Below are 21282 nucleotides of genomic sequence, written 5' to 3'. Positions count from 1 at the left end.
GATGATTCACAATGAAAACCCCTTTCCGACCAAAAAGCGGAAAGGGGTTTTTCGTTTGTCCCAGCTAATTTTTATTTGTATACGTATACGCTGGAAGTTTTCGCATCCCAGCCGACTTTGTAACCAAGATTATCCGTTACTGTACGGATCGGAATCATTGGCATGCCGTTTTTGAGGACAACAGGTGTAGGCAGTTGAATATCTGTTTTCCCTACTTTTGCTGTTTTCGATCCAACTGTAAACTTCACGACTTTAGTTCCACTGATAACAGCAACACTTGTATTGTTCCATTGCGTAGTCAGTGCCAGCGCTTCTTTAAAGAATTGGGCTGGAACCATAGTCGTATTTCCATCAATGTATGGAGCTGCAGACAGAGGATACGTTTTGCCATGCAGGGTGAAGTTTGCCGTATTTACTTTAAAGGAAGCCGAGTTCGCTGGAATAGCAGTCGATGGTTGTTGCGGCTGTTGTGGTGTTGGCGTTGCAGGCTTTGGTTGAGCCGGGGAAGGCATTCCTACACCAACAATACGAGAAAACAACAAACCTCTTTCTTCGGATGTAAATACGCTAATGCTATATGTGTTTTTCACAGCAGGATTTACGATGTTCGCAGCTGGATTGATCACGATATTAGCGTTTGTTGCCGCAGGAATATCCTGAGAAGGATAAATCAGAACGTTTTGTCCACGAACTGCAACGAAATTCGCACCTACACCATTCACAGAGATGTTAGCTGGTGCGATATAAGCCGGTACCTTGTAGCCTACCGGGAATACGATCTCGATGAAATCACGCTGCTTTTGCAGACCAACACCCAATCCTTTGATTGCTACATTTACACCTGTCTGCTTGCCAAGTGCATTTTGTGTCAATGCGATAGTTGCAGTGCTATTGTTAATACCTGTATTTGGTACAGGTACTGGATTTGTTGGGTTAGTTGGGTTGGTTGGCGTCGGGTTCACCGAAGAACCACCGATGCTGAAGGATTTGGATTCCAAAGTTCTTCCGGAAACAGTAGCCTTCAACGTGTAGTTGCCAGCCGTTTTTGGATTCGAAATCCACGCTCCGTAAGTAACTTCAACCTTCACTTTGCTAGTCGCTTTGAAGCCGGTTGGTGCAACCAGGGCAACTCTGTTCCCTACTGCAGTTGCTTTCTTCGCTGATTTCCCATTGAGCAAAAAGTCTGATGCTGTCAAAATGCCCGGTACCATATCAGAGGACGGGAACTCAAGAATCAATTCTCCATCTTCTTTTAGCTCTTTGCTGCCGAAGTCAGCATCAAACGTGTAGCTAGTGCGAGCTCCAGCACCTGGATCAGACAGATTAACCGTAAAGCTGTCGGAAGCGCTGCTTGAGCCGGAGCCGTTTTTCGTAATTTCAAATTCATCTGACTCATATGTCGTACCGTCGTATTTCACTTTGAAAACATATTTGTCACCGGAACTAGGATTCTCAATGCCAGCAGATTTGTCAAATTCCAACGTAATGTAATCATCTGAGTCTGCTCCACTCGGAATCTTGATATCTACCGAGCTACCACTGATGCTGACGGATTTCGCTTTCGTACCGTTTACCGTTACATCGTCTTCATCAATGCTCGAAGGCAACATGCCTTTCTCCGGGAAAGTGACAGTAATCGTGGAGTTCGTCTCCAGCTCATCGCTACCTTTCAGAGAAATTTTGCCGAGCTTGAGGCTTACTTTTTCGCCTGCTGCTTTGCTGCTCAACGTTACGCTGTAATCGTTTTTGGACTTGCTACTGCTGCTGGAGCTGCTTTTTTTGATCTCAACTTCGTCTGTGTCAGAGCTCTCATTTTCGGTTTCTACACTTACGTCATATGTACCCTTGTCATCGGGGTTTGTGATTCCCTTTTTAATGGTAAACGAGATTTTATCACCTTCATCAAAATCCTCATCCACCGTGATGGTCACTTCATTGTCATCCACTTCTACCCTTTTCACATCTATACCGGAAATATCTTTCTTACTGATACTATCATCCACATCGAAATCATCGTCGAAATCAACCGTGATGGTATCTCCACTCGCCAGGTCTTCTTCTAGCGTGAATTTAATATCATACTCACTTTCTTTCCCGGCACCATCGTTGTCAGCTGATACATCCAACTTTTCAATTGCATATGCTTGCGGTACTGCAACAAAAGGTGTAGCGGCCAGCGCTGATGCCAGCACTATTGGTAGTGCTTTTTTACTTTTCTCCATGTTTTTCCTCCCATATTTACCCTTAATCTGGAAAACCCTCTAGCAGGACGCTACCAGTCTACCACAAATGCTATCAGGTGGGAATGATTTCTATGTCATTTATGAGACTTACTGGCTCCAACTGTTATGACGAAGATGTCTCGGAAAAAGTTACATACGTAATGATCCATTTGGAAAAATTTTTTTGGCGATTCTTTTATCAAAAAAACCAGGTCTTTACTTGACCTGGTTTTTCGACACCCTAGTACAACTTGGTATCCGGTCCTACATTTTCAAGCTTTTGTTTCACACTTTGCAGGAATCGCCCGCATATCAGACCGTCCAGCACGCGATGATCCAAGGACATGCACAGATTGACCATAGAACGCACTGCGATCATATCGTTAATGACGACAGGGCGTTTCACAATGGACTCGACACTAAGAATCGCAGCTTGCGGAGCATTGATAATCGGCTGGGACAAAACAGAGCCGAAGGAGCCTGTATTGTTAACCGTAAAGGTCCCACCTGTCATATCATCCATCGTCAATTTCCCTGCACGGGTCCGCGCTGCCAGATCATCGACTGCCTTAGCAATGCCAAGAATTGATTTTTGGTCAGCATGCTTGATGACAGGAACATAGAGAGCATCTTCCGTAGCTACTGCGATGGAGATGTTGATGTCCTTTTTCACAATGATTTTGTCATGTGCCCATGTGGAATTGATCATTGGGTACTCTTTCAACGCTTCTACAACCGCTTTGATAAAGAACGGCAGGAACGTGAGGTTGAGCCCTTCTTTTTTCGCAAATTCGCCTTTTGCCTGATTGCGGAAGTTAACGAGATTGGTCACATCTACTTCGACCATCGTCCAAGCATGTGGAGCTTCATGCTTGCTCTGCACCATCCGGTTAGCAATCGTACGACGAATGGAGGTTACAGGTACAACTTGATCACCGCTTGCAACCGGAATATCTACGGAAACAGCAGGAGTAGAAGCTGGTGCTACCGGTGCGGGTGTTGAAACGACAGTAGTTTGTTCGACCGCTGCTACGGGTGCCTGCGCGACCGTTTCCTTTCCTGTCTCAGCTGGCTTTTGACCGCCCGCGTCGATAATCGCTTGGACATCTTTACGGGTAATGCGCCCGCCTGCTCCAGTCCCTGCAACGCGGGACAAATCAATGCCATGTTGTTGGGAGAGCATGACAACAGCAGGTGAATAACGTTGTTTTGATCCATCGACGACTGGTGCTTGTTCAATGGATACAGCCGGCGTTGCTGCCTTTGGCTGCTCGGTTACAGGCGCTTGGGGAGCCGTAGTTTCCGTCGTGCTAGCAGGCGCTGCAGTTCCACCTTCCGCACCACTTTCTTCTATATATAGGATCAATGTGCCGACAGCGACTGTCTCACCTTCTGGCACGACGATCTCAGTAACGCGTCCTGAAACGGTAGAAGGAACCTCTGCGTTTACTTTATCCGTCGTCACTTCAGCCAGCGAATCGTATTTCTTGACCGTGTCGCCTACATTGACCAACCATTTGCTGATGGTGCCCTCGGTCACGCTCTCTCCGAGCTGGGGCATAAGTACTTTCGTTGCCATGATCCTTGGTCCTCCTCGCCTTAAAAGTTGGCCAGCTCGCGCATTGCTTCCAATACTTTTTCCGGGTTCAGCATAAAGTATTTTTCCATTGGCGGGCTGTATGGCATCGCTGGTACATCTGGACCACAAAGGCGTTTAATCGGTGCATCCAAATCGAACAAGCAATGCTCCGCTATAATGGCAGCTACCTCACCGCCAACGCCGCCTTCTTTGTTGTCCTCGTGTACGATCAATACTTTGCCTGTCTTCGAAGCCGCTTCAACAATCGCTTCTTTGTCCAACGGATACAGTGTGCGCAAATCGAGAACATGCGCGCTGATGCCTTCTTGAGCGAGCTTTTCCGCAGCTTGCAGTGCGAAGTGGAGAGTCAAACCGTAGGAGATGACTGTGATGTCTGTCCCCTCTCGCTTGACGTCCGCTTTGCCAATCGGCAGTACATAGTCATCCTCAGGCACTTCGCCCTTGATCAAGCGATAGCAACGCTTGTGCTCGAAAAAGAGCACCGGATCTTCATCGCGGATAGCTGCTTTCAGAAGACCTTTAGCATCATAAGGTGTCGAAGGTGCTACTACTTTCAAGCCAGGAGTGTTGGTGAACATCGCTTCCACAGATTGCGAGTGGTACAATGCACCGTGAACCCCTCCGCCGAAAGGAGCACGAATCGTGATCGGGCAATGCCAGTCGTTGTTCGAACGATAGCGCATTTTCGCCGCCTCACTGACAATTTGGTTCACAGCTGGCATGATGAAGTCCGCAAACTGAATCTCTGCGATTGGACGCATACCGTAAGCTGCCGCACCAATCCCTACACCGACAATTGCGGATTCAGCCAGTGGCGTATCAATCACGCGTTCCTCGCCAAACTCTTCAATCAATCCGTTTGTCGCACGGAAAACTCCACCACGAACGCCAACGTCTTCTCCGAGAATGAACACATTGGAATCGCGACGCATTTCTTCACGCATCGCCATTGTAATTGCATCAATAAAAGAAATGACTGCCATAAAAGATCCCCCCTTATTCCCCGTATACGTACGTCATTGTCGATTCTGGTGTTGGATATGGCGCGTTTTCTGCATATTCAGTGGCTTCATCCACTTCCAGCTGTACGCGAGCAAGCATATCTGCTTCCTTGTGTTCGTCCAAGAGCCCGATCTCTCTTAAATACGTAGCGAAAACAATCAATGGGTCCTTTTTCTTCGCTTCTTCCACTTCTTCTCTCGTACGATACACACGATCGTCATCGTCACTGGAGTGGGGAACAAGGCGGTACATAACGGCTTCGATCAGCGTCGGCCCTTGACCACTGCGAGCACGTTCAACCGCTTCTTTCATGACACGATATACTTCAATCGGATCGTTTCCGTCCACACTGACTCCCGGAAAGCCGTAACCGATCGCACGGTCTGCTACACTTTCACAAGCTAACTGCTTTTTCAGTGGTACAGAGATCGCGTATTTATTGTTTTCGCAGAAAAAGATAACCGGGAGCTTGTGGACACCCGCAAAGTTCGCACCTTCGTGGAAGTCACCCTGGTTGCTGGAGCCTTCACCGAACGATGCATACACAACAAAATCTTTTTGCTTCATTCTACCTGCCAAAGCCATACCGACTGCGTGTGGCACTTGGGTAGTCACAGGGCTTGAGCCAGTCAAAATATTGTACTTCTTGCCACCGAAGTGACCTGGCATCTGTCTTCCTCCGCTATTCGGATCTTCTGCTTTCGCAAAAGCGGACAGCATGCAATCACGGGCTGTTTGGCCAAAGACCAGCACCAAACCAAGATCGCGATAGTACGGGCACAAGAAATCTCTGTCTTTTTCCATCGCAAAAGCGGCTCCCACCTGAGCTGCTTCCTGACCCTGGCAGGAAATCACGAACGGTACTTTGCCCGCACGATTCAACAGCCATTGGCGCTCGTCAATTTTTCTGGCCAATAGCATGTAATAATACATGTCAAGGACTTGTGCATCGGTTAATCCCACTTGCTCATGTCGCTTGGTTGTCATCGTTACATTCCCTCCTTGCTAATTGTGTATCGCTTTTCCGTCGACAGCCTGAGCTGCCTCCATGATTGCTTCGGATAAGGATGGATGCGGGTGAATCGTCTGACCGATCTCCCACGGAGTCGCATCCAGCACACGGGCCAGGCCCGCTTCGGAAATCATATCTGTCACATGTGTACCGATCATGTGAACCCCTAACAAATCATTGGTCTTGGCATCAACGACCAACTTCACAAAGCCGTCATTCTCACCGTGGATTAGTGCTTTGCCTAGTGGCTTAAAGCTGAACTTGCCGATTTTCACATCGTAGCCTTGTTCTTTTGCTTCTTTTTCAGTGAGTCCAACATTTGCGACTTCAGGTCGGCTATACGTACATTTCGGAACCTTGGTGTAATCCATCGGGTGCGGGTTTTGTCCAGCCATGTGCTCTACCGCGAGTATTCCTTCATGCGAAGCAACATGCGCCAATTGCAGACCGCCAATAACGTCTCCAATCGCATAAATATGAGACTCTGCTGTCTGGAAGTATTCATTAACTACGACTACGCCGCGCTCGACTTTGATTTCTGTTGCTTCCAAACCGATGTTTTCTACGTTCGCTTGGCGTCCTACTGATACGAGTACCTTTTCGGCTTCAAAGGTTTGGACTCCATCCTTGACTTCCGCTTGAATAGAGACTTTGCCTTCCCCTTTTTCCAACGATTCAGGCAGTACCTTTGCTCCCGTCACGATGTTGACTTTCCGCTTTTTCAACAGGCGAGCCAATTCCTTGCTCACTTCTTCATCCTCAAACGGCAAAATACGGTCGGCGTACTCCACAACAGTTACTTCCACACCGAAATCATTGAGCATGGAAGCCCACTCAATCCCGATGACACCGCCACCCACGATGACAACAGAAGCAGGCAATTGCTCCCACTGCAATGCTTCATCGCTTGTTACCACATAGGATCCGTCGATGACCAAACCCGGGAGTGTGCGTGGACGGGAACCTGTTGCCAGCAAAAGGAATCGTGGAACGATCATTTCTTGGTCCCCGTTTTCCTTTTCAATGCGTACAGCACCTGCCTGCGGAGAAAAAATGGAAGGCCCCATGACTCTTCCAAAGCCTTCAAAGATAGTAATGCTGCCTTTTTTCATCAAGTATTGAATCCCTTTGTGAAGTTGGTCGATAATGCCTTGCTTTCGCTCTTGTATTTTGGTGAAGTCATAGCCTACAGCACCTGCCGAGACTCCGTATTTGTCAGCTTCCTTCAGGGTGGAGAATACTTCTGCACTGCGCAATAGCGCTTTGGATGGGATGCAACCACGGTGTAAGCAAGTACCACCGAGCTTTTCTTTTTCCACGATTGCTACCTTCATTCCCAATTGGGAAGCGCGGATTGCCGCTACATAACCGCCGGTACCTCCCCCGAGGACGACTAGATCAAACTCTTGAGACACCACGATCTCTCCTTTCATTCGGAAAGCTAACCTGCGTATTAACGAGAATATGAATATTCAAAGAAAATCGTTTATGTATTCCTGACCGCCCTCCTTAGAAGAGCGGACAGGAGTATGAACCTAATAGATGAAACAAGATTAGCGCTTGTAAACAGTCTTGCCGTTTTGCAGGAAAGTATTACGTGATCTGGCAACACTTGCAATGCGCTCTTCCGCCATGCGGTCAGCAGCTTTGTAGGAAGCCATGCCATCACGTTCAGCGATTTCGTAAATTTTCAGGATGCTGTCATAGATTGTTTCTACTTTTTTCAGTGCACGCTCGCGGTTGTAGCCTTGCAGCTCATCTGCCACGTTGATTACACCACCAGCATTGATCACGTAGTCAGGCGCGTAGATCAGACCCATTTCGTGAATTTGGTCGCCGTGTCTCTCTTCTTTCAGCTGGTTGTTAGCTGCCCCTGCAATCACTTTTGCTTTGAAGAGTGGAATGGTGTCATCGTTGATGATCGCACCCAATGCGCAAGGAGAGAAGATATCGCACTCTACGCCAAAGATCTCGTTAACACCAACAGCTTTCGCACCGAAATCATTCACTGCGCGATCTACGTTTTCTTGATTGATATCCGTTACGATCAAATGCGCGCCTTCTTCATGCAGATGGCGGCACAGATTGTACGCTACGTTTCCTACACCTTGTACAGCAATCACTCGTCCGGAGAGAGAGTCGGAACCAAACGCCAATTTTGCAGCAGCTTTCATTCCACGGTAGACACCGTAAGCTGTGACAGGGGATGGATTGCCACTGGAACCGAATGCAGGAGAAACACCTGTGACAAAGTCTGTTTCCAAGTGGATCATATCCATGTCTGCTACCGTTGTTCCTACATCCTCAGCTGTGATGTAACGGCCATTCAGCCCTTGAATATAGCGACCGAAAGCACGGAACAGCTCTTCGCTCTTATGCTCGCGCGGATCACCGATGATGACTGCTTTACCACCACCGATGTTCAGTCCTGCTGCTGCGTTTTTGTAAGTCATCCCACGACCGAGACGCAGTACGTCCACAATCGCCTCTTCTTCTGTTTTATACGGCCACATGCGCGTACCGCCGAGTGCTGGTCCTAATGTCGTATCATGAATGCAAATGATTGCTTTCAAACCGGAATTTTCGTCTTGGCAAAATACCAATTGCTCGTAATCGTACTTTTGCATGTAGTCAAAGATGTTCACTGAAGAAACCTCCCTAGTATCTTTCGTTTTCCGCTTAAGTAAGCTGGCGTAACAGTGGGCTCCATTTGGAGAATTTCCCGCCAAGAGGTATATGCAAAAGTCATGCCAACAAAACCAAACTTGTGAAAGCGCTTTATTTTAGAGAACGCGGGATGATTGTCCCTGCGTCAAGTCTGCATTTTTTTGCATATACGCGCAAAGATTTGCGTGCAATATTTTGCACACCCATTTCCTTACTCTTCCTGCACATCCATGATGCCCAATTTTTCCATCTTGTAGTACAAACTGCGAATCGCGATTCCGAGGCGCTTGGCTGCAAGAGTGCGATTGCCTTTGGCTGCCGCCAGTTCCCGCAATATGTGCTGACGTTCGGCCTTTTCCACCGCTTCTTTTAACGTAGTGCCAGTGGAACCCTCATGCTGGGCCTCTTCCTTTTTGGTCGAAACGATTCTTCTTTCCAATGGGGGTAAATGCTCCGGCATAATGATTCGCTCGTTGATCCGCATATGAATCATCGCTCTGCCCAGTACATTCTCTAGCTCGCGTACATTGCCTGGCCAGTGGTAGGACAGAAGCATCTGCCATGTTTCTTCATGCAGCTCTTCTACATTTCTTCCGTATTCCAGATTGGCTTTTCGTAGCAGGTGCATAGCAATCGGCTTAATATCTTCCAAGCGCTGTCTGAGTGGAGGGATATGAATCGGTACGACGTGGAGACGATAGTACAGGTCTTCACGGAAACGTCCCGCTCCGATCGCTGCCTCCAGATTCACATGGGTAGCCGCAATGACGCGAACATCGATGTTGATCGGCTTCGTTCCACCGACACGCACAACCTCTCGCTCCTGCAGGACGCGCAAAAGCATGACCTGCATGCTCATGGACAGCTCGCCGATCTCGTCCAAAAAGATGGTTCCACCGCTCGCTTCCTCAAAAAGCCCCCGCTTCCCTCCTCGACGCGCACCTGTAAACGCGCCTTCCTCATACCCGAAAAGCTCACTCTCCAAGAGGCTCTCTGAGATCGCTGCACAATTAACCCGGATGAATTGGTTGTATTTTCGTTCACTTGCATTATGTATGGCGTGGGCAAACAGTTCTTTCCCCGTTCCCGATTCCCCGCGGAGAAGGACAGTTGCTGGTGTTGACGCCGCTTTTTTGGCTTGCTCGATCGCCTGCTGCATGGACTCGCTATAGCCGATGATGTCTGCAAAGCTATATTTTGCCTCCAGATTGCGGATGATGCGACGAGCTTTCTCCAGCTCTTCTGACAGACGCTTGAATTCGGAGACATCGTGAATGACGCCTACGCTGCCTTTCAGCTCCCCATCGACCACAACCGGCGCAACATTGACCACGACGTCCTTGCGCTTTGGTCCCAGTTTCATAGGGACGCCTCTCACTGCCTTCTTCGTTTTCAGGACTTGCATGTGCATACTGTCGCCTTCGGAAATATCTACCGTCGCTGGTTTCCCGATAATGTCTTCTTGCGAAAAACCCGTAAGCCTTGTGTAGGCCGGGTTGATCAAAAGTCCATTCCCGTATTGGTCAACGACTGATATCGCTTCGTCCGATGATTGAATAATCGCTTGCAGCATGCTCTGCAAATCTTTCAAGTTCGTCACTTCTTCTGCCAACGCCATGATTTCTGTAATATCACGGAAAATGGCAACAGCTCCGACAACTTCTCCTCGATCATTGCGAACGGGCACGCGGTTTGTAATAATGCGCGTCTGATTCGGCAAGACTTGCTCCTGATTCAACTCGGGAGAGCCTGTCGTTAATACAATATGTAACCGAGTGTTCGGTATACGCTCTGAAACTTTTGTATCCAGCACTTCACTCGCCTCGATGCCCATCAATCGCTCTGCAGCTTTGTTGAACAATGTAATAATCCCTTGGCGATTGACCCCAATGATCGCGTCATGTGTAGAGTTCAACATCGTTTCCCGCTCTCGCTGATTTTGCATCAAAACGGCAATCAGCTTATCGCGTTCGCGAATCAATTTCATGACGATTCTTGTAAACGTTCCTGGGATGAGCACTGTCTTGTCTTTTTTTAATTGCCTGAGGTGCTCATACTCCCCCAGGTCCCCTGTAGCTTCTAGAATGACATCCAGATCCTCATCCAAATAAGGCCGATAATCCTGATCGACGGGAATCCCCAATGATTGGGCAAGCAGTATGCCTGGGGCGTCCGGCCTTTGATCGACGACAGCAACAACTTGTAATCGGTCCATCTGATTTAGCATCCGCAGGAGTGCTGTTCCACCACGTCCCGCACCAACGATGAGCAGCTTGTGCATGCGAGAGACCCCTCACTTTTTGAACAACCTCTTTACGATCTTACTCGTAACCATTGTACTCCAACAAATCGTTGATGGACAGGCGTTCTTCCCTAACGTGCGCTCGTTCGTGTGCAACAGGTACGGTGGACAAGGCTGAACGCATCCGATATGATGAAAAGACCGTCCCGTAATTATTGTAGTCCTTTACGCATTCGAGAAAGGGGTGAAAACCCTTGGTTTTTCAGAAAATCATTGCACTCTTAATTATGGTAATTCCGGCGGCAATCGCCATGTACGGAATCAAATTAATCCGTGACGCATTCTTCTATTCTGCCTCTCCAGACGTTGGATTTTTATGGGGAAAACTCATTCTAGGTATACTGGCTTTCGCCATCCCTGTATGGTTTATTGCCGGATTTATTCTTCATCACGAACGCAAAAAAAATCGCGTACAGCCCCGTTTCATGGTTCCTGAACCTGATGACGAGGACTAGACCAAACCGGACGAGCCAGTCTGGTTTTCTTTATTTTCAGCTTCTGTAACTCTCCCCCATTGGTCGAGTCGACGAAGCCAACCAATCTGTTCAATAACGCGGGAAAACGAGCAAAATTCTGCCGCAATCTGAACACACAAGAAAAGCACGAGCATACTCGCCTGCACATAAATCGGTGTCCCGATGACAAAGAAAAAGCCTGCTGCAAAACCTAAGGCATTCGAGCCTGTATCTCCGAGCATGATTTTGCCGCCTACGTCGTGGGGAAATAGGAGGATGCTCGCAAGGAAGATAGGAATCAACAAAATCCAGTTCACCATTGCCGCACTGGCTCCTATTGTCAGTAGGCCAAAAGCTACAGCGAGTGCTATCAGGCACCAAAATACTTTAATCGCTCGTCCTGGCCGCAGATCAAACAAGTTAATGATATTGGGTGTGAGCGCAAGCAAACCAAAGGCCACAAACTCTGCCCAAATTGTGTTTGAAAGAGCCAGGGTGAGACAAAAGGCCGTGCTTGTCCCCCCAATTAACTTCCACATGCCGCTGGTTATTCGCCTTTCTCGCCATAACACACCGAAATGTCCACGAAAGCCTTTTACATCCCGATCTGATGCACAATCATCACGCCAGCCCCAAAAGGCCATCGTAATCATACCTGTTAGAAATAAAATACCTTGCAGGAAAAGCTCGCGATCGACCCTTCTGAGCCAAAGTAGTCCGATTAGAACTATCCCGGTTATAACGCTCGAACCTACGAGGATGAGCCCCCCTGCTGTCAATACCGGCTCTCCATCGTAATTGAATCGATTCATTCCAAGCGCTTTGAGCTTTTGTGTGCCGACTTTATACAGGGGACGGTCAAGCACCAGTGGAAAAACGACTGCGACGAGTATCATCATCATGATTTTCGTTTCCACTCTTGCCCCTCCCACCATTTCCAGCATAGCGTTCGGCTAATCGCGACAAACTCTTTCCCCCGATGACAGAAGCCTGCCCAATCGTTTTTCGTTTCACGATGCGAAAAAAAGACAGGGACCTCTGCTACACGATACCCTGCTCGCAAAGCATCGACAGTGAGCCCCACCTCTATGCCAAATCCTCTATCCTGGCTCCCTAATTGCTCAAGAAGCTCGCGACGTATTGCGCGTTGTCCCGATAAAGGGGCTTTTGTTTCAAAGCCTGTCAACATCCGAATGCCATGATGGGCCAAGCCTTTTGCTAATCCGAGACCTGCTTTCACTTTCGGAGGTGGCAGAACAGCTACCGCCATATCACAGACATCTTGTAGCACCGGTGTAAGCAACTGTGCAGCTTCTGCTGCGCTGTCTCGCAAATCACCGTCCAGAAGCATGACCACATCCCCACTGGCGTACTGCCAGCCCAATTGAACAGCTGCACCTTTCCCTTGATTGCGCGGCACTCGAATGACCCTATCCGCCCACTTGCTTGCGATGTGTGCCGTCTCATCTTTACTGCCATCATCAACGACGATCAGTTCATCACAAAAAAAGCGTTCACGGATGGCACGGAGAGTATCACCAATGGAAGCCTGTTCGTTGAACGCTGGGATGACGACACTAACTTTTTTCACGCGAGCCCTTCCTCTCAGCCAATCTATTTTGCACTTGTTCCAAAAGTGCCCATTGTTTTGTAGGAGAGTCGGGCACTTCTACGACCTGTATCCAGGAATTCATCTGTTTTTCCCGTAGCCAAAGCGGGGGTTGCCTTGCTACCACCAAAAGCACCCCATCTTCCCAACTGTTTCCCTCGCGATAAGAAACCACATCCATGCCTACTGAATGCATCAGTTGCGTAAGCTGTTCAGAAACGTTGCCATCCTCCTGCCAAACATACACCTTGCTTCCTGCAAGTTCGTTCACATAGCGTATGCTCATGAGTTGGACAACTTCTTGGTTGCTGCGCGCAACTTCCTTTAGCAATCGATTCATTTGCTGCCTTAACTCATGGTTGCTTTTGAGAGCGCGATCGTACTTTGCTTCCATATTGGAAAGAATGCCTTTAGTTCCTTGTGTTATCCATGAATGGCCTGCCGTCCCTCCTAACAAGATCCCTACCCCAAGTGCGACAAATATGGCAGCCAGTGAAATCAAATGATAGCGGAAGGGTATCATGTATACCTCCATGAAAAGTGCGTTGTTCATAAAGTCCAAGTCCGCCATTGGGTCCAAATCATCTGTACAGCATGGCGGGCGATTGGATTAATAACGAGCGCGGCTGAAACCGGGAGAAGCATAGCGACTATGCACCAACCCCACAGCTTCCATGACTCGCTCGGCCTATAGAGATGACTGACTCCTTTGGCATCAATTAGCTTTGTCCCGATCTTCGTGCGGACCAATAACGTGCTCGCCATACCTTTACGGCCTTTTTCCAGAAAATCAATCATATTGGTATGAGCACCGATCGTGACGATCAGTTCAGCCTCCTTTTCGTACGCTAACAGCATCGCCACATCTTCGCTCGTACCAGGCGCTGGCAAGACATGATAAGGCAAGCCGAGAGCTTTTACGCGAGTCGTTCCAGGTGCTGTCCCATTCACAAAAGCATGTACGACAATCTCCGCTCCGCATTGGAGCGCTCTGTCCGAGATGCTGTCCATATCTCCCACAATCAGATCTGGACGATATCCTGCTTCCATGAGGGCATCTGCACCACCATCGACCCCGATCAAAACAGGTCGATATTCCCGAATGTAGGAAGATAGCGTCAGCAAGTCCTCTCTGTAATGTTTCCCGCGAACGACGACAACGACATGTCGCTGCTCCATTTTTGTATGTAATTGCACATGGCAAAGCGGTTTTAAAAATAGGTCTTTTTCCTTGCTGGCGTACAAAAGTGTATTGTCGATAAACGAAGAGAGTGTGTCATCCAACTTATCGTGCGCTTCATGCCATCGTTTTAAAATGGAGGGAACCGTCACCTGCTGCAGCCTGCATACATGGACCCACTTTTCTTCCAAAAGGATGTACAGATTTTCTTCACGGATTGTTGCATACTTGCCCTCGATCCACTCCATGAATGAATCCGACACATCTACATCCAGTACCTCATAGAGTGTGATCCCGTTTGTTAAAAGTTGGCGAGCCCCTTCAGCCGGGTATTGCCCCGTCATGAATGCCGATAGGTTGAGGACGACTTTTACCCCTCTTTCCAGCAAGGACTGTGCTGCTATCTCATCAACGTCCGGATGATCAATGATGGCGATATGATGGGAGTGGAGACGTTTGCACAACTGCTTCGTCTTCAGATCAGCCGCTACAACAGCCGTGTATGAATGTGCTGCAGAACCTTTTCGTTTGCCCACTTTTCCACCTCCGCCTTTAGTATGCTAAATATTTCCTTCTCACATGCAAAAAAAAGAGACTGTGCACGAAATGCACAGCCTCTTTTAAGCGAAGCGTTTTCAGTTTCACCTACGCACCTTTGGCCAGGTAGTAAATGATCAAACCGTCTGCGAACAGGAAAACCACCAAAGATACAAAGCCAAATAAGATTGCAAATGTGTTTTTCGCTCTGATGGAATTCAAACAGCCCCAAGCGATAAAGAATGTGAAGATAAACATCAGGATGTCAAATAAAACGATTTTCATTAACGACAACTCCTTCACCATGATGACGCAACAGGAATACAATGGCAATTCCATTATATAGCTTCGGGTATTATGAGACAAGCATATCCAAATTTGTGAACAAAAAGTTTCACAATTATTTTCCTTTTATTGTGCCACAAGTTGCGCTGCCTATCCAGATACTCCAGCAATCCTGCTCGATCCATTTTTCTTGCCCGGCTACGTGACCGTGGATGGTATGAACGAGGTCTTTCAGTTCGCCATCAGTTAATTCATACAGAATGGATCGGCCTTTTCTTGAAAGCAAGTCAGCCTCCAAATCAGACCAGCTATTGTATTCTCGTCTTGTCTCCCATAGCGTTGTCTTGTTCACCTGCTCAAGCCCCGCGAGCTTCATGGTGTCCTGCACCGTTGTATCATCCGGTCTTCGTGTCTGCTCTATCGCTAGCAAGCGCGGGTATCGCGTAAAGAAATAACCGCGAAAATGAGTCGGCGAGGCCGGCATTTTGACATCATCCATCGTCCGGTCTTGGATTAAGCAAATTCCCCCCGGTGCCAATAGCCTAATGACTTCTTTAAAAAATTTCTGCAAGTCTTGCTCCGGGAAATGATGGATCAAGGCGCGAGCGAATACAATATCCGCACATTGACTCGGCAAGCCGGTTGCCCGTGCATCCCCCTGTGCAAACGAAATCTTCGGATCGTCAGCGCATTGCTCTCTCGCCGCTTCAACCATCACCTGGGAAAAATCAACCCCCGTGACAGAAGCAGCTCCTAACCCAGACCAAGCCTTGGTATAAATTCCACCACCACAACCGATGTCCACGACGTTTTTTCCCACGGGATTGACGAGCGACTGGATCGCCTGACTCCACGAATTGTCGGCGGTTCTCCCTGTATAGCTCAACTGGTTTTTCTCCGCGTGAAAATCAATTGTCATTCCTGTTTCGCCTCCATGAACTCCAATCGGTTCCCAAATGGGTCCTCTGTGAAAAAGCGGATAAGGTGCGGGATTTCTTCATCAATCCGAAACGATACCCCATTTGCTTGCAGGTGCTCCATCAGTGAACCAATGTTTTGCACGAGAAACGCCGGATGCGCTTTTTTCGCGGGAATGAATCCTTCTTCTACGCCAATATGAATCATTTGGGCACCACATTGAAACCATACACCCCCTCGAACAAGAAGCTTCGCTGGCTTTGGAACCTCCGGCATTCCCAAGAGCTCACCGAAAAACTTGCGCGCTACGTCCTCTGTTCCTGCTGGTGCTGCTAATTGCACATGATCAAGCCCAATCCATTTATGCGTTGTTGTTGTCATCGTCTTCATTTCCTCCTCATTTTTGGCAAAGAACCATCCATTCGTCAATCTGATGGGTCATGACTCTACCATCCTTTGTGGTAAGCCCTAGATATTCTTTTTGTTCATCTGTAGCGTTCAGCAGCAGTTTTTCCACGATCGCTTCCTGCTCGGATGATTCGGAGGTACGTTGGACCCATGCTAAAAATTCAAATCTTTTTTTGCGTCCCTGCTGCTTTTGCAAAGTCATGCCGTTCGCTTCAAACAAACCTCGCCATTCACTTACGGAAAGACAGCGAACATGACTGGGATCGCGTGTTTTCTCTATTTCATTTATGAATGCCGAGAGTGACGATTCCTCAGGAGAGACATTGTCGATGAAGAGAAACAACCCACCAGGGGAAAGCACGCGACTCACCTCACGAACAAAAGCCGCCGGATCGGGAAAATGATGAGCTGCAATTCGGCATGTGACGATCTCAAATGATCCATCGAGAAACGGGAGAGATTCTGCGTCAGCCTGAACATACATCACATTATGGACAAGTGCTGTTTCATTGGCCGCAGATGCCGCCATGAGCATCGGACGAGTCAAATCCGTGGCGACGACCAAGCTCACATGTGGAGCCAATGTTCTCGCTACGTGCCCACCTCCCGTGGCGATATCCAGTGCCCGCCAGTTCTCTCTTGGCTGCATCCACTCCACCATCAGTTCCAGGTCGCTGCCTTTTGCATGCGTCTTGCTTTGCACGTATTGCTCAGCATTTTTTCCAAATTGCGCTTGTACAGCCTGTTTGATCTCCTCATTCTTCATCAGGAACACCTCCTGCCTACATCATATTCCAATGTTTGTCATCCTTGTTATAGAATACAGATAACTAGTTATCGAGAATTTGAATAGGAGGCAACTAAAAGTGGATCGAGAAAGTCTTGAGGTTTTTTTGACGATTGCTCGTCATGGATCGATTAATCGTGCTGCACAGGCGTTATTTTTGGCGCAATCAACACTTACACACCGATTGAAGCAGCTAGAGCGCCAGGTTGGGAGTGCGCTTTTTGTTCGCACTGCTTCAGGAGTGAGTCTAACAGGCGAAGGACGTCGGTTACTACCGGTGGCTACAAATATCGTGGAGCAAATGCGCTCCTTTATCCAAGAGAAAGAACAGCGCCAATCGATGAACATCGTCGCAGGAAAAGCTTTTGTCGCCTATGAGCTGCCGAGACTGATTGGTGAGTACCGGATTGCTCATCCGGGCTTTACCTGCTACGTCCGCTCTACGTTGTACGAGGAGTCCCTCAGCGCTCTGCTAACCGGCACAGCCGATATTGCCTTTCTCGGGAGTGAAATGTATCACCCGCACATCCATCAAGAATTTCTTCCCAGCGATCGACTCCTGCTCGTCATGGCCCCGAGCCACCCTTGGGCAAGTGGGTTTCCAGGTTTTCAAGCATGGCGTACCGAGGAAATGATTGTGTTCGGGAATCACACCGCTCCTTATCGCCAACGGATTGACCGCTATCTGGCACAGAAGGGAGTTTTTCCGAATATTATTATGGAATTGGACAGCTTCAATGCTGTTAAAAAAATGGTCGAACGGCAGCTAGGGATCACCATCCTTCCGGAAAGAACCATACAACAAGAGCTTGCGACCGGAAGATTGGTTGCCTACGATATCGCAAACGGCGAATTAGTTCGCCCAACCCTTATCGCCTACCTTCATCCAAAAAAAGAGGACGATGCTTTCCAGCAATTCGTCCAATGGATCAAGGAACATTATTAACAAAATTCACTGTAGGGTTAGTACCGTAAGCTCCGGGCGGCAAAACAAACGAACAGGCAAGATCGTCGTACCCAATCCTCTGTTGGTGTACACAGCCATGCCACCTACCTGATACATTCCTTGTACATATTTACGCCCGTATTGCGGCGCCAATAGATGACCAATGAAGGGCAAGCGTACCTGTCCTCCATGACTGTGGCCAGACAGTTGAAGATGCACGGGATATCGTGACGCCATATCAGCAAAATCAGGCTCATGCGCCAACAAGATAACGCTGCCCTCTGGCGGGATATTTTCTAACGCTTTTGAAAGATCTGGTACGCCATAGAAAAGGTCATCCACTCCCGCCATGTATAACTGCTGGCCATCTTGGTGTATGACAACATGCCGATTATCCAACACTTCGAATCCTGATGCGACCAATCCATCCCGGACTTTTTGCTGTTCACCAGCTCGATAATCGTGGTTGCCCAAAACGGCGAATTTACCTAATGGGGCTAGGAGCTGATTGAAAAGGGGAACGGCGGCGAATAGAGGTCGTGTCACTTCATCAACGATATCCCCTGTGAAGCAAATCAAATCCGGTTTTTCGCCCTGGATCACAGCAATAACCGACTCCAACTCTTTCGCTTCAAAATAATGACCGAGGTGGACATCGCTGAAATGAATGAGCTTTGTTCCCTTAAAGTTTTCTGGCAATCCCGGTATCGTAATGGACAATCGCACGATATCAAGTGCTTTACGTTCCCATACATGACCGTACACGCCAGTCGCTATTCCGAGACCAATCAATCCCCCTACCCATTTCGTGACTCTGTGGAGAAATGTTTTCCTCGAAATGGGAGCAAGGTTAGGATCATTCACTGTCCTTCGTTCGCTCATACCCATTCACGACAACGTCCAATCTCCCCGTCACCGGGTCAATGAGTAAGCCATGTACCTCCACATTCGGTGGGAGGAGCGGGTGATTTTTAATCGTTTCTACGCTATTTTTCACACTTTCCTCTACACGATCGAACCCGTGCAGCCATTTATGTAAGTTAATCCCCGCATGTTGGAGCGTGGAAAACGTTTGAGCCGTGACTCCTCGCTCCAGCATTTTCTCCATTGTGCGTTTGCTATCGATTGCACTCATCCCGCAGTCATAATGCCCGACGACCATCACTTCTTCAGCATTCAATTCGTAGATCGCAATTAGAATACTACGCATGATACTCCCAAAAGGGTGGGACACGATTGCCCCGGCGCTTTTTACGTGCTTGATATCCCCATTGCGCATGTTCATGGCTTTCGGTAGAAGTTCAACCAAACGAGTATCCATACAAGACAGCACGACCAATCGTTTATCAGGAAACTTGGTGGTTTGGTACTTTTCATATTCTTGGTTGGCCACAAATTCGCGGTTAAATGCGAGAATTTCATCCAAATTGCGCACTTTCACAGCACCTGCCTCGCTCTTAGTAGTATGTATTTGTATTGTATGCTTTTCTATTTTACATAGGAGGATCAAAATCTCGCAAGGGACTCTGGCAGTTTCTTATCAAATGGTTCATTTTGTCAGGATGTAATGCCTGCGTCTTGTCGTGATCTAGCAGCTCCTCGCACCAAGCACGAAGATGCATCATTCTGTTCATGCTTTTTTGATAGTCCTCTAGGTATCTTTGATAATGACGAGGTCTCTCCTCTTCTGGATACATCCCGAATTTTACTTTATCAGGATACTTGGAAATGCTAAATCTGCAAGCGCAACCCTCTTCGGTTGTCATCCACCATGCCTGTTTTTTCGGAAAACGCTTGAAGAAATGAGGACTTTTTTCATGTGATAGCTTGCCTGTCAAAACATAAGGAGAGACTATCGGATTAGGGTCAATTCCTGGTGTTTCTCTTATCATGACGAATAATTCTAGGCACATGGATTCAGTTCCTCCGGGAAGAGTACATTTTTAGTTATAGTAAAAGTACCCCAACTTTGGTAAAATAATCAAAAAAATAATTAGGAGAGTTGCAGATTGAAATTTAGACTAGCCTTAATACTTGCACTAGCACTAATCCTTCCAGCCTGTAGTGAAACTGCAAGCACACCAGAAGTGCCGCTACCTGCATATGTATTAGCCATTGACCGATTTGACGAAAGCACCGGTATGTGGATGGTTGCTTTAGCCACAGAATCAGATGATGAAAAGGAATTGCGCGCTTTAGTGGAAAATACTCGGACCTTAGCGAAAGACAAGAAAGAAGAAGTTAACTCCGTTTCTGTGACCATTATCAAACCAGATGGAAGGATTCCTTCCACTGTTACTGCGTTTGGCAGAATTGCCTTGACGAGTAAAGGCATGGAACAAACCGGATTGAGTAGTATTTCCGAAATGGTCTTTGAATATAAAAACGCTCCCCCAGCAAGCCCCGAACAACCACCTACTACACCAGCTAAAGAAACTTCTAATTGAGTTTCATCAAAGGCCAAGGTTAAAATACCTTGGCTTATTTCTTGCCCCTAGACACTTCTACGTTTACTAGTCAATACATTAGGTTAAAACCTGAAATAGATTTCCTAATTGCTCCTTATTTGCGAATGATTCATCAATCGATAAAAAGGATAATAGGGTAATTGCTTTTTTAGCTTTATTTGCCGCAAACATTTTATGATGACCATCCAATAAGAAATGACTATAAACCCCTATCTCATCAAAATGATTCAACGGATATTTTATATCTAGGAAAGAAATGCTCAACGCTGTTGGTGTTTCTTCTACATTCACCCTTTCTACATAATCATTTATGGCTACATGATTCAATGATTCACTGGATTGAATGGGTACAATATATTCCTCTATTTTCTTCATACTGCTAATATTCCTTAGCCCAGCCTTGTAGTACTCAGTCCCATATGCCTCTCTTTTCATTCTAGGATACACCTTCAACAAAGTTGCAATGTAATGACCATTGGGAATGAGACAGGATAAATCTGACATGAAATCTTCGTCTAGTGTATTTATCCCTTGATTTAATTTGTTCGATATTTTTGTTGGGCTTTTCATATCCATTCCTGAAACGTCGGCATAAAAAAGACAGGTTTCACAATCTATTCCTGTATTGGCGATCTCTTTTCCCTCAATGGTTAGAAACCTTTGACGATAACCAGCCTGCTTATACGCAATTGGTGATGTAGAAGAGCTAATTCTAATTTCTTTATAGGATAGTAGTTTGCTCATTTCATTTAATCTCCGAAGTATTAACCTTTAAACTTTGATGGGTTTTCAACATAACTTTCGATCACATAGCCACAATTTGTACAGATTCTATGAATGATCGCGGAACTAAGCGGAACAAACTTGCCGAAGGGAAACACTCC

General features: G+C 47.4%; 22 protein-coding genes. 3 read left to right on the top strand and 19 right to left on the bottom strand.

Annotated features, from left to right (window positions below; translation table 11 throughout):
* Window positions 1-71 precede the first annotated feature (71 nt).
* The 7 genes from KB186_RS04500 to KB186_RS04470 all read right to left on the bottom strand — a co-directional run bounded on the left by KB186_RS04500 (window position 72) and on the right by KB186_RS04470 (window position 10784).
* The gene (locus KB186_RS04500) at window positions 72-2222 is read right to left on the bottom strand and encodes a copper amine oxidase N-terminal domain-containing protein (RefSeq protein WP_173609578.1); all 2151 of its coding nucleotides are present in this window, start codon (window positions 2220-2222) and stop codon (window positions 72-74) included.
* Window positions 2223-2463: 241 nt separating this feature from the next.
* The gene (locus KB186_RS04495; protein ID WP_255688409.1) at window positions 2464-3801 is read right to left on the bottom strand and encodes a dihydrolipoamide acetyltransferase family protein; all 1338 of its coding nucleotides are present in this window, start codon (window positions 3799-3801) and stop codon (window positions 2464-2466) included.
* Window positions 3802-3821: 20 nt separating this feature from the next.
* Window positions 3822-4805, bottom strand: a complete 984-nt coding sequence (locus KB186_RS04490; RefSeq protein ID WP_173609579.1) for an alpha-ketoacid dehydrogenase subunit beta — start codon at window positions 4803-4805, stop codon at window positions 3822-3824.
* Between the two features lie 13 nt (window positions 4806-4818).
* Window positions 4819-5811: a thiamine pyrophosphate-dependent dehydrogenase E1 component subunit alpha gene (locus KB186_RS04485; RefSeq protein ID WP_173609580.1), complete on the bottom strand. Its 993-nt coding sequence runs from the start codon at window positions 5809-5811 to the stop codon at window positions 4819-4821.
* Window positions 5812-5829: 18 nt separating this feature from the next.
* Window positions 5830-7251 carry a dihydrolipoyl dehydrogenase gene (gene lpdA / locus KB186_RS04480; RefSeq protein WP_173609581.1) on the bottom strand — a complete coding sequence of 474 codons (1422 nt, stop codon included), beginning with the start codon at window positions 7249-7251 and terminating at the stop codon, window positions 5830-5832.
* A gap of 138 nt (window positions 7252-7389) precedes the next feature.
* Window positions 7390-8481: a Glu/Leu/Phe/Val dehydrogenase dimerization domain-containing protein gene (locus tag KB186_RS04475; protein ID WP_047068882.1), complete on the bottom strand. Its 1092-nt coding sequence runs from the start codon at window positions 8479-8481 to the stop codon at window positions 7390-7392.
* Between the two features lie 233 nt (window positions 8482-8714).
* Entirely contained in the window at window positions 8715-10784 is a 2070-nt protein-coding gene (locus KB186_RS04470) for a sigma 54-interacting transcriptional regulator (RefSeq protein WP_173609582.1), read from the bottom strand.
* 215 nt (window positions 10785-10999) lie between these two features.
* On the opposite strand from KB186_RS04470, the gene KB186_RS04465 reads away from it, so the two are divergent.
* A complete protein-coding gene (locus KB186_RS04465; protein ID WP_007720834.1) occupies window positions 11000-11260 on the top strand; it encodes a DUF2627 domain-containing protein in 261 nt (86 codons plus the stop codon).
* Here KB186_RS04465 and KB186_RS04460 read toward each other — a convergent pair.
* The 8 genes from KB186_RS04460 to KB186_RS04425 form a co-directional block, all read right to left on the bottom strand.
* Complete coding sequence (locus KB186_RS04460) at window positions 11257-12177, bottom strand: UDP-N-acetylmuramyl pentapeptide phosphotransferase (protein WP_232773167.1); 921 nt, start codon at window positions 12175-12177, stop codon at window positions 11257-11259. The genes KB186_RS04465 and KB186_RS04460 overlap by 4 nt on opposite strands.
* Complete coding sequence (locus KB186_RS04455) at window positions 12159-12851, bottom strand: glycosyltransferase family 2 protein (protein ID WP_232773166.1); 693 nt, start codon at window positions 12849-12851, stop codon at window positions 12159-12161. Before KB186_RS04455 ends, KB186_RS04460 begins: the two co-directional genes overlap by 19 nt.
* The gene (locus tag KB186_RS04450; RefSeq protein WP_232773165.1) at window positions 12838-13392 is read right to left on the bottom strand and encodes a copper transporter; all 555 of its coding nucleotides are present in this window, start codon (window positions 13390-13392) and stop codon (window positions 12838-12840) included. The genes KB186_RS04455 and KB186_RS04450 overlap by 14 nt, the downstream gene beginning before the upstream one ends.
* 26 nt (window positions 13393-13418) lie before the next feature.
* A complete protein-coding gene (steA, locus tag KB186_RS04445; RefSeq protein WP_232773164.1) occupies window positions 13419-14585 on the bottom strand; it encodes a putative cytokinetic ring protein SteA in 1167 nt (388 codons plus the stop codon).
* Between the two features lie 109 nt (window positions 14586-14694).
* Window positions 14695-14871 (bottom strand): DUF2759 family protein, encoded by a 177-nt coding sequence (locus KB186_RS04440; RefSeq protein WP_173609587.1) that lies wholly within the window; start codon window positions 14869-14871, stop codon window positions 14695-14697.
* 115 nt (window positions 14872-14986) lie between these two features.
* On the bottom strand, window positions 14987-15790 hold the full coding sequence (locus KB186_RS04435) for a class I SAM-dependent methyltransferase (protein ID WP_173609588.1): 804 nt from the start codon (window positions 15788-15790) through the stop codon (window positions 14987-14989).
* Window positions 15787-16170: a VOC family protein gene (locus KB186_RS04430; protein ID WP_173609589.1), complete on the bottom strand. Its 384-nt coding sequence runs from the start codon at window positions 16168-16170 to the stop codon at window positions 15787-15789. The genes KB186_RS04435 and KB186_RS04430 overlap by 4 nt, the downstream gene beginning before the upstream one ends.
* Before the next feature lie 16 nt (window positions 16171-16186).
* Window positions 16187-16963, bottom strand: a complete 777-nt coding sequence (locus KB186_RS04425) for a class I SAM-dependent methyltransferase (RefSeq protein ID WP_221867139.1) — start codon at window positions 16961-16963, stop codon at window positions 16187-16189.
* Between the two features lie 100 nt (window positions 16964-17063).
* Between KB186_RS04425 and KB186_RS04420 the strand changes: the two genes are divergently transcribed.
* Window positions 17064-17930, top strand: a complete 867-nt coding sequence (locus KB186_RS04420) for a LysR family transcriptional regulator (protein ID WP_173609591.1) — start codon at window positions 17064-17066, stop codon at window positions 17928-17930.
* Window positions 17931-17936: 6 nt separating this feature from the next.
* Here KB186_RS04420 and KB186_RS04415 read toward each other — a convergent pair whose 3' ends face one another.
* Genes KB186_RS04415 through KB186_RS04405 form a run of 3 tightly spaced genes read right to left on the bottom strand, consistent with a single transcriptional unit; the run spans window position 17937 to window position 19843 of the window.
* Entirely contained in the window at window positions 17937-18812 is an 876-nt protein-coding gene (locus KB186_RS04415) for a metallophosphoesterase (protein WP_232773163.1), read from the bottom strand.
* Complete coding sequence (locus KB186_RS04410; protein WP_173609838.1) at window positions 18787-19365, bottom strand: beta-class carbonic anhydrase; 579 nt, start codon at window positions 19363-19365, stop codon at window positions 18787-18789. The genes KB186_RS04415 and KB186_RS04410 overlap by 26 nt, the downstream gene beginning before the upstream one ends.
* A 58-nt stretch (window positions 19366-19423) precedes the next feature.
* The gene (locus KB186_RS04405; protein ID WP_229088040.1) at window positions 19424-19843 is read right to left on the bottom strand and encodes a hypothetical protein; all 420 of its coding nucleotides are present in this window, start codon (window positions 19841-19843) and stop codon (window positions 19424-19426) included.
* A gap of 96 nt (window positions 19844-19939) precedes the next feature.
* Here KB186_RS04405 and KB186_RS04400 point away from each other — a divergent pair, with 96 nt between their 5' ends.
* Window positions 19940-20377, top strand: coding sequence for a hypothetical protein (locus KB186_RS04400; RefSeq protein ID WP_173609593.1), 438 nt, complete (start codon window positions 19940-19942; stop codon window positions 20375-20377).
* Window positions 20378-20455: 78 nt separating this feature from the next.
* Here the strand turns inward: KB186_RS04400 and KB186_RS04395 are convergent, their stop codons facing one another.
* The gene (locus tag KB186_RS04395) at window positions 20456-21142 is read right to left on the bottom strand and encodes a hypothetical protein (RefSeq protein ID WP_232773162.1); all 687 of its coding nucleotides are present in this window, start codon (window positions 21140-21142) and stop codon (window positions 20456-20458) included.
* Window positions 21143-21282 lie beyond the last annotated feature (140 nt).

The sequence above is a fragment of the Brevibacillus sp. AF8 genome (assembly GCF_021270385.1).
Lineage (GTDB): Bacteria > Bacillota > Bacilli > Brevibacillales > Brevibacillaceae > Brevibacillus.
The sequence above is the reverse complement of the archived record's forward strand: the minus strand, read 5'-3'. Positions and strand labels throughout refer to the sequence as shown.

Coding starts and splice junctions, on each gene's coding strand:
- KB186_RS04425 (WP_221867139.1), bottom strand. CDS start 16,963: ATGAAGAATGAGGAGATCAAACAGGCTGTACAAGCGCAATTTGGAAAA.
- KB186_RS04495 (WP_255688409.1), bottom strand. CDS start 3,801: ATGGCAACGAAAGTACTTATGCCCCAGCTCGGAGAGAGCGTGACCGAG.
- KB186_RS04450 (WP_232773165.1), bottom strand. CDS start 13,392: ATGATACCCTTCCGCTATCATTTGATTTCACTGGCTGCCATATTTGTC.
- KB186_RS04430 (WP_173609589.1), bottom strand. CDS start 16,170: ATGACAACAACAACGCATAAATGGATTGGGCTTGATCATGTGCAATTA.
- KB186_RS04435 (WP_173609588.1), bottom strand. CDS start 15,790: ATGACAATTGATTTTCACGCGGAGAAAAACCAGTTGAGCTATACAGGG.
- KB186_RS04405 (WP_229088040.1), bottom strand. CDS start 19,843: ATGTGCCTAGAATTATTCGTCATGATAAGAGAAACACCAGGAATTGAC.
- KB186_RS04470 (WP_173609582.1), bottom strand. CDS start 10,784: ATGCACAAGCTGCTCATCGTTGGTGCGGGACGTGGTGGAACAGCACTC.
- KB186_RS04395 (WP_232773162.1), bottom strand. CDS start 21,142: ATGAGCAAACTACTATCCTATAAAGAAATTAGAATTAGCTCTTCTACA.
- KB186_RS04485 (WP_173609580.1), bottom strand. CDS start 5,811: ATGACAACCAAGCGACATGAGCAAGTGGGATTAACCGATGCACAAGTC.
- KB186_RS04490 (WP_173609579.1), bottom strand. CDS start 4,805: ATGGCAGTCATTTCTTTTATTGATGCAATTACAATGGCGATGCGTGAA.
- KB186_RS04500 (WP_173609578.1), bottom strand. CDS start 2,222: ATGGAGAAAAGTAAAAAAGCACTACCAATAGTGCTGGCATCAGCGCTG.
- KB186_RS04440 (WP_173609587.1), bottom strand. CDS start 14,871: ATGAAAATCGTTTTATTTGACATCCTGATGTTTATCTTCACATTCTTT.
- KB186_RS04415 (WP_232773163.1), bottom strand. CDS start 18,812: ATGAGCGAACGAAGGACAGTGAATGATCCTAACCTTGCTCCCATTTCG.